The 15048-nt window shown below is 40.5% G+C and carries 8 protein-coding genes; 5 read left to right on the top strand and 3 right to left on the bottom strand.

Going from position 1 to position 15048, the window contains the following annotated elements:
* Window positions 1–158: 158 nt before the first annotated feature.
* Window positions 159–2933 carry a collagenase gene (locus tag ACJJVX_RS02300; protein ID WP_405629899.1) on the top strand — a complete coding sequence of 925 codons (2775 nt, stop codon included), beginning with the start codon at window positions 159–161 and terminating at the stop codon, window positions 2931–2933.
* Between the two features lie 74 nt (window positions 2934–3007).
* On the opposite strand, the gene ACJJVX_RS02295 is transcribed toward ACJJVX_RS02300, so the two are convergent.
* Both ACJJVX_RS02295 and ACJJVX_RS02290 read right to left on the bottom strand, forming a co-directional pair.
* A complete protein-coding gene (locus ACJJVX_RS02295) occupies window positions 3008–6145 on the bottom strand; it encodes an efflux RND transporter permease subunit (protein ID WP_405629897.1) in 3138 nt (1045 codons plus the stop codon).
* Window positions 6142–7311: an efflux RND transporter periplasmic adaptor subunit gene (locus ACJJVX_RS02290; RefSeq protein WP_405629895.1), complete on the bottom strand. Its 1170-nt coding sequence runs from the start codon at window positions 7309–7311 to the stop codon at window positions 6142–6144. Before ACJJVX_RS02290 ends, ACJJVX_RS02295 begins: the two co-directional genes overlap by 4 nt.
* Window positions 7312–7442: 131 nt before the next feature.
* Between ACJJVX_RS02290 and ACJJVX_RS02285 the strand changes: the two genes are divergently transcribed.
* The 4 genes from ACJJVX_RS02285 (at window position 7443) to ACJJVX_RS02270 (ending at window position 12491) form a co-directional block, all read left to right on the top strand.
* On the top strand, window positions 7443–8276 hold the full coding sequence (locus ACJJVX_RS02285; RefSeq protein ID WP_405629892.1) for a nicotianamine synthase family protein: 834 nt from the start codon (window positions 7443–7445) through the stop codon (window positions 8274–8276).
* Complete coding sequence (locus tag ACJJVX_RS02280) at window positions 8276–9502, top strand: MFS transporter (protein ID WP_405629889.1); 1227 nt, start codon at window positions 8276–8278, stop codon at window positions 9500–9502. The genes ACJJVX_RS02285 and ACJJVX_RS02280 overlap by 1 nt, the downstream gene beginning before the upstream one ends.
* Before the next feature lie 274 nt (window positions 9503–9776).
* A complete protein-coding gene (locus ACJJVX_RS02275) occupies window positions 9777–10229 on the top strand; it encodes a hypothetical protein (protein ID WP_054204175.1) in 453 nt (150 codons plus the stop codon).
* A 123-nt stretch (window positions 10230–10352) separates the two neighbouring features.
* The gene (locus ACJJVX_RS02270) at window positions 10353–12491 is read left to right on the top strand and encodes a TonB-dependent siderophore receptor (protein WP_054452197.1); all 2139 of its coding nucleotides are present in this window, start codon (window positions 10353–10355) and stop codon (window positions 12489–12491) included.
* A 50-nt stretch (window positions 12492–12541) separates the two neighbouring features.
* Here ACJJVX_RS02270 and ACJJVX_RS02265 read toward each other — a convergent pair whose 3' ends face one another.
* A complete protein-coding gene (locus ACJJVX_RS02265; RefSeq protein ID WP_405629886.1) occupies window positions 12542–15034 on the bottom strand; it encodes a hypothetical protein in 2493 nt (830 codons plus the stop codon).
* Window positions 15035–15048 lie beyond the last annotated feature (14 nt).

Below are 15048 nucleotides of genomic sequence, written 5' to 3'. Positions count from 1 at the left end.
CCCAAAAGAACTGCCTTTTAATATTTTGTTAAAACCAATATATGAATATTCGTTAATGTTATATAAAATATATTGTATACAATGATAATAAAATGTTACAAAACATACCTCAATAACCCGTTCTGAATTGAGAACACACTAATAATTGAAGGTAGAGTATGAAAATTAATACACTGATTCTGGCGTTACCAATATTGGGCATGAGTACAATGGCATTGGCTGAGGAAGTAGGGGAGCGTACATTTAAGCCTAAGTCAGCAGCTGTTGAGCGTGTGCATCATCATGGTGTTGAACAAAACCATAACGAAAAAGCACCAATTGCTAAAGTGCAGAGCCAACCGCAGCTTTTGAGCGCACGTATGATGACAATGCAAGCCGCGGCTGTTACATGTGATTTGGATGCATTAGCAACGGCGAGTACATCAACCATTATTACTGAAGTTAAAAACCAAGGTTCACAATGCATTAATGAACTATTTAGTGCCTCAGCATCAATACAAAGTCAGGTGTTTACGTCTGATAAAATGTTCGCTGTTGCTAACCATGCAAAGTCACTCTCACAGACTTATGCAGGCGGTGGTAATGTTGAGTTAGAGGCGCTGTTTTTATACCTTCGCACAGGCTTTTATGCCGAGTTTTATAACGATAGTGTTAGTTTTGCGACATGGGTTACGCCAGCGGTTGTAGGTGCAATTGATGCATTTGTTAATAATACCCATTTTTATGATGATAATGACGGCCACGGTAAAACACTTTCAGAAGTGATAATTACTATGGATGGTGCAGAACAACAGCACCGCTACTTAGGTGTGGTTAAGGGGTGGCTTACACGTTTTAACGAAAGTTATGCTGCAAAATGGAATATGCGCAGTGCCGTAAATGGTATATTTACCTTACTTTATCGTGGTCAGTGGAATGATGCGTTTGTTACTGCTGTAGGCAAAGATACCGACTTGGTAGTTAAACTGAATACGTTTACGCAACAGCAATGGATGATTGGATCAGATGCACAATACTTAATTGTTAATGCGGCAAGTGAACTAGCGCGGCTTAAGAAATATTCAGGCACTGTTATTCAAGCGACGGTAGATACAGGCATTAAAGCTATTTTCAGCACCTATAACAGTTTTGGTTATGGCGATGCGGTATGGCTTGCGACAGCGGATTCTGTCAGCTATTACGCGGATTGTAATGATTATGGTATTTGTGGGTTTGTGGAGCAACTTACCCAGCAAGCACTTTCGCAAAGCTACAGTTGTAGCAGCACCATTAAAATTCGCTCGCAAAATATGACTGCAATCCAACACGCTGCGGCATGTGATGCAATGGGGGCGGAAGAGGGCTTATTTCATAATAAACTAGCAACAAATAACACTCCAGTAGCTGATGATAACAACAGTTTTTTACAAGTAAATATATTTGATAGCAGCGACGATTATGGTAAATATGCGGGTGCTATTTTTGGTATTAATACAAATAATGGTGGGATGTATTTAGAAGGTGACCCTTCTGTTGTGGGTAATCAAGCAAATTTTATTGCTTATGAAGCAAGTTACGCCAATGCAGAGCATTACGTGTGGAATTTAGAGCATGAATATGTACATTATCTTGATGGCCGCTTTGATTTATACGGTAACTTTAATTCACCAACGCAAGATATTGTTTGGTGGTCTGAAGGCGTTGCAGAATACGTTGCTAATTTAGATAATAATGAAGCCGCTAAAAATACCATTAGTGATGGCTCTCGTTATACATTAGCGCAAGTGTTTGCCACTAACTATGACGGTTTTGATCAAGACCGCATTTATCGCTGGGGTTATTTAGCAGTGCGTTTTATGTTTGAGCGCCATAATAGCGAAATCAATGCCATGCTTGCTCATACTCGTGTTGGCGATTGGAATGGATACAAAGCTAAAACAGTTCAATGGGCAAATAGTTACGAAAATGAGTTTGTGCAATGGTGTGATGATTTAGTTGCAGGTACACCGACCAATAATCCACCAACAGCACAGATCAACGGCCCATATGCTGGCATGCAAAATAGTGAAATCAGTTTTACAAGCAATGGCAGTGTTGATAGCGATGGGTCAATTGCAAGCTACCAGTGGGACTTTGGTGATGGTAGTAGCTCTAATGAAGCAAATCCTGCACACATTTACACGACTGCGGGTGAATATACAGTGTCACTAACGGTTGTTGATAATCAAGGTAGTAGCCAAACAGTAACAACGCTTACCAGTGTTGAAGCAGATACAAGTGTTGGAGATGGTGAACTAGTTAATGGTCAGCCAACAATGATAAGTGGTGCTCAGAACGAATTACTGTATTTTAGTTTTGATGTACCACTAGGTGCGACTGATTTAGTGTTTAACTTAAATGGTGGCACAGGCGATGCTGATTTATATGTCAGTTATGAAGCTACCCCAACTGTAAATAGCTACGATTGTCGTCCGTATGTGGGTGGTAACAGTGAGCAATGTGCAATAAACCCTGCACAAGTTGGTACATATCAAGTCATGGTTCGGGGCTATAATATGTTTGATAACGTGCAACTTACAGCGTCTTACACTGGCGCTGCGAGTAACGTACCAAATGTATGTGCAACACAAGGGAGCCGCAGTAGTGGGCGTTTAAATGATGGCGATGTGATTTGTTTAGGTAACAACGACCCAATGTGGTTTAGTATTGGCGATGTGCAAGGACAAAATGGTGTGGCGATCACGACCGCAAATGGCAGTGGTGATATTAGCCTTAGCTATTCAAATAGTGGCTGGCCAAATGGTGTGAATGAACAAGCACAGTCAAGCAATACAGGGAATGGCGAATGTATTTACATTAGCAACCAGAGTCAATATTGGGGTTATTTAAAAGTATCAGGCAATAGCACAGGTGCAAGCCTAGTCGTTGACTTTAACAGCGGTGGTTGCCGTTAAAGTGAAACCAATAATGTAATAAAAATCCACAAAAAGCCCATGTAAATGGGCTTTTTTGTAGATTTTTTAAATAGTTAAAATACCTTTAATAGCTGTAGTTTAATTGCTTTTGCACCTTGCTGCGGTATGGTTTTAAGCTCATTCGCAATATAAAGTAAGCAAGGCAAAAGAATCAAAGACGTTAGTGTGGCAAATAGCACAGCAAAACTTAATGAAACAGCCATTGGGATCACAAACTGTGCTTGTAAACTGCTTTCAAACATCAAGGGTAATAAACCAATGAATGTAGTGAGTGATGTTATTAAAATTGCTTTAAAGCGAGTGGCAGCACCTTGGCAAATTGCTTCATTTAGAGGCATTTTATTACGCAGTTGGTTGACTCGTGTTAATAGTACGAGAGCATCGTTTATAACGACGCCAGATGCGGCAACTATGCCAAAAATCGACATCATACTTAGTGTATACCCCAGCAGTAAATGCCCATACAACGCGCCTGCCGTGGCAAACGGTATAACAAAAATAATCAGGAACGGTTGGCTATAGCTCTTCAGTGGTATTGCTAATAAGCTATACACCATTAATAACGCGATTATAGCAAACGAAGTGACTTGGCTTTGTTCTTGTTGCTGCTCCTTTAAATGTTCACCTAAATCAAAAGACACATCAGGGTAGCGGGCTTTTATAGCGGGTAATATTTGGGTTTCAATTGCTAAATGTATCGCTTTTGTTTGCGGCTTTTTACTTGGAACAATAAACGCAGAGACATTAAATGTTCTTCTGCCTTGTTCTGTATGAATTTCATGGCTGCTTTGCGTTGTAGTGAGTGTTGCTATCTCTGAAAAAAACACTTGTGAGTGCTCATTTACACTAATAGGTAGGTTATTTAAAGATGAAAAAGATTGGCGTTCGTTTAAATCCCCTCGAACCATAAATCGGACGGTTTGTTGTTGTGTAACAACTCGCTGTACCTCAATACCATAAAAGTAGGCAAATACCTGTTTAGCAACTTGGTTTGAAGTTAGCCCCAAATGGCGTCCTTTAGGTGTTAGCTGAATTTTCCATTCTTGCTGATTTGTGTTTAAGTTTGATGTTAATTGTGTGATGGCCTCATGTTCAGATAAAGCGGTACTCAAATCTAAAGTGGCAGCAGTTAGCATACTTAAATTATCGCTATATAATTGATAGCTTAGTTCAGGCTTTTGATTAATATCAATAACATCAGATTCAATGGTAATTGCTTTAACGCCAAGTAGCGTCGGCATCGCAGCTTGCCAGTGACGTGCTAATTCAAATGCATCAAAGGGGCGCTTATCTTCATCAACCAAGGGGGCGAGCACTTCGCCCTCGGTATCATTATCGAGCCAAATGTAGGTGTCTTTTACAAGCGAACGCCCTGAGATTTGCTGTGTTTGTTGCTCTACTTGTAAAACCATTTGTTCTATACTTTTAACAGCATGCAATGTTTGTTGATGCGACGCATTGTTATCCATTTGAATATGAATAGATGGAAAATCATGCGGAACTTTAGGTACGGCAGTAAAGCCAATTAAACCTGTTTTTACAAGTAAAATAGCGCCAGCTAAAAATGCAATAAAGAGCATTAATACTGGATACCTAAAGTGAATAATATGCTTTAAAACTGGCACAAATGTATCCGCTAGCCATTGATTAAAGGCGTGATCAAACTTTGTTCTCCAGTGGGTTTTAGAAAGAGGCTTGATAGGGCTATGAGCAAGGTGTGCGGGCAAAATCATTTTGGATTCTATCAAACTAAAAAATAAGCACAGTAGAGCAACGCCCGCAATGGCGATAAATTGCCCTGAGTTAGGGCCTGTGCTAAACATAAATGGCATAAACACAGCCATTGTGGTGAGTACACCGAATGTAGCAGGGGCAACGACCTTACTAGCCCCTGTGATTATATTTTCAACATTATGGCCGTAATCGGTTGTTTCGTTCGCAGCGCTTTCACTAATAACAATGGCATCATCTACCACTATGCCTAACACCATAATAAACGCAAAAAGTGATACAACATTAAGCGTTACGCCGATAAACGGCATTAACCAAATAGCGCCTAAAAAGCTAACTGGCAAGCCAAGCATTACCCACATGGCCAAGCGCACCCGTAAAAATAAACTCAATACAATAAAAACTAACAATGCCCCTTGGGCTAAATTGTTTAACATCATATTAAGTCGTCCTTCTAAATAGTAGGTGGTGTCGACTAATTGGTACAAAGAAAACCCCGCAGGCAGCAGAGGGGTTTTATACGCTAAATAAGATTGTACACTTTGCGCCACAGCGGTAATTGACTGTGACTCATCGGCTAAAATACGCATATAAAAAGCATTTTTGCCATTTAACTTTGCTAGGTGCAATTGCTCAGTGAGTGATTTTTTTATAGTGGCAATATTGCCTAATGTGAGTAATTCGCCATGCTCAGTATTCAATATTGGCAGGGAGTTTAAGCTCGCTATTGTTTCTTTTCGGGCTGGCATTTGTAGATTGATTTTGCCATTTTTAGTAGCAATTTGACCAGCGCTGATATTTTGCGAATGTTGACTAATAAGATTAGCAATGTCCTGTAATGACAATCCGTAGCGTTGTAATTGATAGCGAGTTACCTCTATTGAAAACTCAACATCGGGTAAGTTTGTTGCTTGTACGTGACTAATTAGGTCACGTGCTAACAACTCTCTTTTAATATGTTCGCCAAACTGCTTTAAAGCGAGTTTATCGTCTGGCCCGGTTAGTACTAAGCTTACTGCATTTTGTAACTGCGGCTTATTTTGTAAAATGATAGGTTCCATTGCTTTTGGTAAATCAGCGATGGCATCTAATTTGTGTTTTATTTCATTTAGCCTTTGCTCACTGGATTGATCTGCGTATAAAGCAATGGTCATACTGGCGCTATGTTGCCTAGCTTGGCTTTGAACTCGTTTAATGCCCGCTTGGCCATTGAGGGCGTGCTCTATTTTGGCTACGACCTGTTCTTCAAGCTCTTTTGCAGAGGCACCAAAATATTGAATTTGTATATGGATCTCAGGGTTTTTAGCTATTGGGAACATTTGTCTTTGAATACTGTTAAAGCTTAACAATCCCATCGCAATAATAAATAACATCAATAAGTTAGCAACCAACGGGCGATGACAAAAAAAAGCGATCACACTGTTTTTATAAGGTGCTGCTGGTGTGTGCTGTGTCGTCATAGTGAGTTGCCCTCAAGAGGGGCTGTCGCTAGAGCTGATTTAATGACATTTACTGCCATGTTTTCTCTTACAATTTCAGGGCGTTTATCGACTAAAATAATTGATTCATCGCTAGGTAGTTGAATCATTAAATTGTGTTTTTGCATGTTTAAGATTTCAACGGGGATTGACTGTAAGGTATTGTTTGCAGACAAAGCCCATATACGGCTATTAGTAACCATATGTTGTGCCACAACTGCTGCATTCTTAAAGTGTCTTGTTGGTACAGAGACGTGTACAAACTCACCAAATTCGATCCTTTTTCCTTGATTAAGTAATCCGTAGGGATCCGTAATTTCAACAATATAAATAGCGCTACGAGTTGAAGAAGAGCGCGTACCAATACTGCGTGTTAAGCGGCCAGTATGAATAACATGATGATGGTTAATAATCACATTGTTTATTGGTAAACTAGGCAACACACTTAATTTATTATCTGCAATGGCAACATGAACCTCGGCTTTAGCAACATTAGCTAAACGCCCCAGCGTTTGCCCTTGACTGATAACCTGACCAAGGCCTACTGCGCGGTTTTGAACAAGTGCGTCGTAAGGTGCCCTATATGCACTACGGGCAAGGTTTGTTTGTGCAATTTGCAATTGCGTTTGTGCGGCAAGTAATAAAGCTTTGGCACTTTTAACTTGCGGCTCTCGTTTTGCAAGGGGGTTGGTAGAAGGCGTGTTAGCAAGTAAAAGCGTGGCTTTGGCAACGCTTGCTTTGGCTTTTTCTTCTTCAAGCTCTGCGCTGGCTTTTGCAACTTTAGCCTCTGCAAGTGTCACTGCGGCCGTTAAATCAAATGGATTAAGTTTGATCAACACAGTGCCTTTTTTAACGATCCCGCCATCAATAAAGCTCGGATGTAAGTAGATTACTTTCCCTGCAACTTCAAAAGCAATATCAGTGTTTTCGATTGGTTTTACAACGCCTGATAATTCAAGCTTAGTATTCATCAATTTAGGCGTTATGGGCGTTACACTTATAAGTGGCAAAGGCTTAGCTGAAGAGCTAGTTGGCTCAGAGTTTGCCTTTGACGAAGGTGTAATAAAATAGCCAGCCAACACGATTAATATAATCATTAAGAGTGTTAAAAACCATCGTCCTTTGATGCCGTAAAACATTTTGAGCATGAAAATTCATTCCTTTTTTTATTATCAAGGACCCTTATTAAATACAGGGAAATGCTTGTAATTATCTATTTTGATATGTTATAACATTTTTAGTTAATTATGTGTAACAATTTTTCCTAAATTAGGTATGTATGTCTCAAACAATTTCACCCTATCAACATGCGTCGCAAATTTGTGATGTATTTCAAATGATCAAAAATATAAAGATGGATTCTTTTGAAGCGCCGAACATGGCATTGTATGAGCGCTTTATGGCTTTACTGTCTAATCAACAAGATGAAAAATTTGCTAGCCAAGTTTTAGCTGAACCTTGCCTCAATACAATTAAAAGTGATATAGCGTCACTTTTTGCAGCCGCGTCGGGGCGCTATGAACATTACTGGGCGCAAAAAGTACTTGCCTCTACCGCACCTATCTCGACCTTAGAGTCTGATTACCCTTGGTTTAGTCATTACCAAAGAGCGGTTGGTTTAGAGTCAAATGCTATTTATGCCTTATCAGGTAAGCAAAATTTAAACGTATTAATGGCTGGCAGTGGGCCGCTGCCTATTACGTCAATGCTCCTTTCTCAGCAAGGTATGAAGGTGAGCAATCTAGACATTGACGTACAGGCATTAACCGTTGGTGAGCGTGTGCAAAAACATGTTTACCCACAGCAGAATCAAAAATTTAGTTGTGCAGATATTTGTGAATTTGAAGACCTTGAACAGTTTGATGTAGTGTGGCTGGCTGCATTAGCGGGGTCAAGCGATGTAAAAAGGCAAATATTATCGCATTTATTTACGCGCATGCGAGCGGGAAGCTTTGTTGTCGTGAGAACAGCATTTAATTTACGTCAGCTACTTTACCCCAGTATTGAGCTGAGTGATTTAATGCCTTTTACTCCTAAATTAAAAATTCAGACCTATAGCGATAATTTTCATTCTATTTTGATCGCGCAAAAGCCGTTTGAAGAGCAACCTTAATGCACGCATTAGCACCTTTTCGTGGATTAACCCCTGAGTACAAATTGATGCTGTTTGCTGCATTTGTATTTAACTTAGGTTTTTATATGTTGATCCCATTACTGAGCCATTATCTAGCAGAGAACTTACTTTTGAGCGCCACATTGATCGGCGTAGTCATGGGAGTTCGCTCGTTTTGTCAACAAGGTTTGTTTTTAGTCGGTGGTGTGTTAGCTGACAAGCTTGGTGTTAAGCGATTGATAATAGGAGGATGTTTTTTACGAGCAGTCGGTTTTTTACTGTTTTTATGGGCCGATCACATTGTTGTGTTGTTTTTAGCTGCATTTTTGACGGGCTTTGCGGGGGCATTGTTTACACCTGCTGCCCAAGCCTATTTTGCACATGCGCAAGGGATCAGTAAAGCAAACATGTTTGCGCTCGTTGGTGTTGCAAGAAACGCTGGCGAGCTGCTTGGTCCTGTGTGCGGTTTATTATTAATTTCAATGAGTTTTGGTTTACTGTGCGGCGTAGCTGCGTTTCCTTTTTTATGTTTTGGTATCGCGTTTATTTATTATTTACCAACAGCAAAAAAATCACAAAAAAGTGCAGGACTTAATACTCGTGATTTAATTAAAACAGTGTTGGGTAATCGTGCATTTTTACAACTTTGCGCAGTGATGATTGGCTACTTTATGCTGATCAACCAAATCTCATTTGCGATGCCCATTTTTTTAGGTCAATTAGATATGCCGCTGCATAGTGTGACTTGGTTATTAAGTGTGTGCGCATTGATTTCAATCCTAGTACAACTACCCATTACGGCGCTGACCGAGCGTATTAATAAAGATGCTCTGTTTATTAGTGCAGGGCTTACATTGATGGGGAGTGGTTTTTTAGTCATGTTATTTGAAGTACAGAGTCAGTGGCAGCTATACCTTCAATTGGGGCTGTTAGCCTTATTTTTTAGTGTAGCAACTGCAATGAGCTTACCGCTTATTATGAAACAAATTGCGAACTCGGCACCGCCAGGAACGGTGTCTACTCACTATGGATTCTTTTACTTATTTGCAGGTTTTGGATTAATCATAGGCAGTGCTTTAGCTGGTTATGCCTTAGATTTAGAGCAACAAGTACCGGGCTTAATTTGGTATTTATTTGCTTTAATAGGAGGAGTAAGCGCACTTGCACATTTATATTTAAGCTCGCCAAATAAAGAAGAAAAGCTAGGGCGTGTTGACCTTTCGTGATTAATTTTGCAGCAGTATGTTTGGTATTTAGGCAAGGCAGCGCCTATGCAGTGTGGTTGTTCCCCATAAATAGGCGATAACGCAGTATAAATGCCAAACATGCGCTGCCCAAAGGGTTCTTCCTAGGGGCGATTGACTCTTTGTTGCTCGGTTTTTACTTAGCCCGCTAGGTTACAAACCTCGCGCCGCGATTAAATCGCCCCTAGATTGAACAAATTTCAATCCACAAAGGTCAACACGCCCTAAACACATTCAACACTTAAAAGGATAATTTATGCAACAGTTAAATACACAGCAACAACAGGCTCTGATGTCTGATTACTTGCAAAAAGGCTGGAAACAAGAAGTGATGGAGTTTTCATCCGTTCACCTTGAACCTGGTTATATCAAAGGCTTAATAGATGTTAAATATTTTCAAATGCCAGGAGATGGCGAGTTTCATTTTAGTGCGCAAAGCGCAATGATTTGGATTTCGCAGCTAGGGATAATATATGGCTGTTGGGATAATCAATTAGAGACAAAAGCAGGTGAAGTGTATTTGAGAGATATTGATCTTAAGTTTAAACGTACGATTAATAAAACAGAGCAAGTGAGTTTTGAAGGTTTTTTCCCTAAACACTGTAAAAAGAAATTATCAGAGGATTTAGTGTATTACAAAGATGCAAAAATAATTGTTGAATCTGGCGCGTTTATTGGCAGTGCAAGCTTTATGGTGCCTTTAAAATGAAGTGTAAGTATATTAATTTTAAACAGCGAAAGAATTAATCTATAAATAAGCTCTTTACAATATGGGTACAGTAAGTGTTATGATATAACAAATCTTGAATGTCATATTGTTAAAGGAACTACAATGCACTTTTCTCTTCGCTCATTCCAACTTTGCTCTATCCACCTAGGGGTTGCACTTAGCTTATGCTCAACTGCAGCCTACGCAAAAAAAGATGAATCACTCGAAATAATAGAAGTTACTGCAAAGCGACAGGCTTATCGTGGTAACTTTGATGTGCTGGAAACACCTGAGGCCATCTCGGAGATAAACCAGCAGTTAATCGAAAATACCGGTGTGGCAGGGTTAACTGAGGCGTTAGATTTATCAGCTTCAGTATCGAGACAAAATAGCCTCGGTGGCTTATGGGACAGCTTTGCTATACGCGGCTTTTTTGGTGATGAAAATGTCCCAAGCGGCTATTTAGTTAATGGTTTTAATGCAGGGCGTGGCTTTTCAGGGCCCAGAGACTTATCTGGTATTGAGCGAGTTGAAATATTAAAGGGCCCAAAAGCAGCCCTTTATGGTCGCGGAGAGCCTGGAGGGACAATTAATTTAGTCACTAAAAAACCAACATTCGAGCAGCAAGGAAAAATAGCTCTAGAAGTTGGAAGCCGTGATAAACGCCGCCTTGAGGCTGACTATAGCGGTGGTTTAACTGAGCAAGCAGCTGCGCGTGTTATAGGCTATTATGAAACGGGTGATAGCTTTCGCGATACTATAGAAATTAATAAAAAAGGCGTAATGGCTTCTGTATACTTTGAGCAAAGCGATCGCTCTGTGTGGCAATATGAATTAGAAGCTGCACGTCAAGAGATCCCATTCGATCGGGGTATTCTTGCGATTGGTGGCAATTTTGACATGATGCCTATTGAACGCTTTTTAGGTGAACCAGGCGATGGCGCCACAGTAACAGAAGTACTGGGGCATCAGTTACAATGGCAGTATGAGTTTTCTAACGATTGGTACTTAAATTCAGGCTTAAGCTATCGCTCAACACGCTTAACAGGCACATCGAGTGACGCTGAGGTATCTCCCGCGAGACAAAAGCTGTATTACAATGGTCGTACGCTAACACGCCAAAGACGCCAGCGTGACTACGATACCGATCAGTTTGTGATCCGCTCAGAAGTCTCAGGGCAGTTTGATACCGGCTCAATTGCGCATGAGCTAATAGTGGGTATTGACTACGATTTGTTTGATTATGACCGTGATTACCGCGTTTACCGCTCCCCAGCGTTATCTACAAATCCAACGAATGAACAGTTGCATGCAATTGATATTCATCAGCCTCTTTATGGGCAACATGCATTACCAACACCAGTGCCTGCGATTGTAAGAGTACAAAAGCAATTCGCAACTGGATTATACCTGCAAGATCAAATGCGCTTAACTGATAACCTGCATGTTAGGCTTGGCGGGCGGATTGATCGTTTAAAGCAAACGCTTGATGATAAAATTACAAATTTTGATGCTGAACAATCTGAAACTCATTTTAGCCCTCAAGCTGGGGTGGTTTATCAGTTAAGCGATAGCTGGTCTTTATACTCAAGTTATGGCGAAGGTTATCGTCTGAACTTTGGCACAGATGCAAGTGGCCAAGGTTTTAAACCAAATGAAACAAAATCGGCCGAAATCGGTACTAAATTTAATCTGCTCGATAATAACCTAGGCGTTACGTTTGCTTATTTTGATAGCACGCAAAAAAATATCATCGTCGCAGATGCTGCAAATCCGGGCTTCCACACTGCAATTGGTCAAGCCAGCAGTAAGGGCTTTGAGTTTGATGTAACAGGGCAGTTACCAGGTGATATTGATATGTGGTTTTCTTACGCATACATTGATGCGCAAGTAGACAAAGATGCAAAAGATACAGGCTTAGGTGTTGCTTTAAAACGAGGAGATGAGCTGCTTAATATTCCAAAAAATAGCGCAAGCTTACAAATCAGCAAGCAATTCTCAGTGGCTGATCGTGCACTAACGGTAGGTGTTGGCGCTAATTATGTGGATGAGCGTTTAGGTCAACGTGGTTCTGACTTTTACTTACCATCGTATACTGTGGCAAATATGTTTGCTAAATATGATTTAACGCAGCAATTTGAAGTGAAACTACAGGTCCATAATCTGTTTGACCGTAAATATTTCCCTAACTCATACACGCAAATTTGGGTACAGCCGGGCGAACCTCGTTCAGTTGACTTAGCGTTAAGTTATAAGTTTTAAAATATGACAGACTGCCACACAATGTGCGGCAGTCTTATTTAGCAAGCTTTCTACCTCATAACTATCTTATTCACTAATCGGATCTCTTCACCATCGACATCTAACAATGCGGTTACAGTAATAAGCTGTGATTGTTTTGTTGGTGCGAGTTCAAATACATGAATTTTCTGCTCATAAGGTGCGATCTCAACATTATGCTGTTGTGTTTTGATGATCTCAGGTTGAGTAAACGGTGTTGTTGTAAGCGTTAGTACCCCTTTGGTTCTACCTGAGTACGGGCCTGAAAGATGTGCCTTAAATAGCCAGTGTCCGTTGTTGCCTTTACTTTGTGTAAGGGAAAGCTCAACGCCGTTAAATGGGGTGGCTGAGGCATGTAATTGGCTTATGTTATTTAAACCTTGCCAATTAAGCGTCTGCTCAATAGTAATAGTCTTTGTATCGGGTATTTTGAATAAAGCAATATTGTGAATGCCGGGTTTAATAGCTTGGTTGAGTTGTTGGTTATGAAGCAATAGGCCTTTACTATTGTTAAAGCTAACTTTTGCTGTAAGTGTGAGATTAAAATTAGTTGGATTGACCACTCTTAAAAAAGCCTCGCCTTGATGATAGTGTACGCTAGCACTGATACCAGAAAGCACGCTAAAGCCATTATCTCCTAATAGGGTTTTGTAGCGATTGAGAAGTATTATTAGCTCTGAATTAATTGCTGCATGATTAGCCTTTATGGGCAGTTTTTTCATCAACTTACTGAGTTTTTCATCACAACCGACTAACTGCGCACCATATTGTTGACAGGTCTTAAATAAGCGGCTTAACAGGCTGTATTCTTCGAATAACCAAGGGTTAGGTAATTGGGTATGAGATTTATCGAATGTATAATCATCATCGTCTTTATGGGGAAATAAATAGGGTGTGATTGCATGGTTATTATTTTTACTCAATAAGCTGATTTTTTGTGTATTGAGTAAGTGTGTAAAGTCACCAGAGAAAGGGATGATAAACACTTGCGTAATTATTTTAGTGCCACTATTTGCTTTTAAGTTAACGCTCAGCTGGTTGTGATCTAGCGTGATATTCAAGCCCAGTTCTTTATGTGTGGTCAAAGCTGCTTTTAATTCAGTTGTTAGGGCAACCTGCACCGAGTTAAAACCACTGATATTATTTTCGCTGATTAATATGCGCTCAGCATCTACTATTAATAGTTTAAGTAATTGGTCGTCATTTGCTTGCTCATTACCCATAAACGTAGCGCGGTATCGTTGGGTTTGTTCACTGAGTTTGCCTTGCATGGCGATGCCTATTTCACCGCGCTGCAGTTGTGCTGGTTCAAATTTAATTAAAGCAGCCACTTGGTGCTCATTATTTAGGTTAATTAAAGCACTTGGTTGCGGCGCGGGAAAGTCTATTACAGGGTGAGTCGCATTGCTTGTTGGGTTTATATCCAATCGAGATAAGGTATTTGAGTCTGTATTTCGTAGCCAATAAGCATTACCATCTTGCTCCCACGGGCCTGATACAATATGAAAACTCGGCTTAATAGTTTGCACAAAATCTGCAAAGCCTTGCTCTATTGCCTGCCAATCTTTAAAAGTGTGTTTAAGGAGTGAATTGGCTGTGCTGAGCGTGGCGTCACTGTGCGGGTTGGCAAGTCTAAGCTGCTGCACAAAATATGCAAAATATTGTGCGCGTTCTGGGGAGCTTAAAAGGTAATGAATGATGAAAAAATTAAGGCCGCGTTTAAGTGCAGGATCATCGTTTATTTGCTCAATAGTAGGTTTATTGGCACTGTAATATTGCTTTAAACCGGTCTCAATATAATTCATGGGCGCGCGATCAAACACCATCACAGTCAGTTGTTTTTGCTTGGCATCGTAAACATGGTGAGCGACCGAGTCGGCTAAGCCTTCGGTGATCCAATTAGGCGCCCAGGTTGAATGACCGTTTAAAGCCATGTGAAAAGCATGCATGGTTTCGTGAATGACAATATAGCGTTGGTGATGCTCACGATGGCTTGGGAAGTTATATCCAGCGCGGTTGTAAAACATAGTTTCGCCGCCTGCGGTTTTATGTACGCCTCGTAAAAAGCCATCATCAAGCATGGCCTCGCGCACTCTATCGCGGCTGCTACCATACACTACAGCGATACGCTGGCGTTCAATATTAGGTGGCTCCATACCGAATAACGCAACATAGTGTGGGTAAGCCATTTCTAAAAGCTCTAGATACAGCGTTACTTTTTCTTTTGGTAAATCGCTCTTCAGTGCAAAATGTTTACTTACCCACCAATTATAGCCCCGGCTATTACCAATTTTGCCATCGCTATATGTATAGGGGATGGTTTGCCCTAAGAATGTAATGTCCATTTTGTGCAAAGTACTGGTGTAACCTTGTACTGATAGGTCTACTTGCATCTGTTGTGGATCAGTTACCATAGCACTTGACGTTGTTGATTGTAGTTGTACGGTCTGCGCAGTATCAACTTGCGGCTCTTTTTGACACGCGGCAAGTAACAGTAATAACAAAGTGAGTGAGAGTTTTTTCATAATTATAGTTGTTT

Origin of the sequence: Pseudoalteromonas sp. Ld20 (genome assembly GCF_045064175.1) — a bacterium.
Taxonomy (GTDB): domain Bacteria; phylum Pseudomonadota; class Gammaproteobacteria; order Enterobacterales; family Alteromonadaceae; genus Pseudoalteromonas; species Pseudoalteromonas neustonica.
Note: the sequence above shows the minus strand (reverse complement) of the source record. Positions and strands in the feature narration are given on the sequence as shown.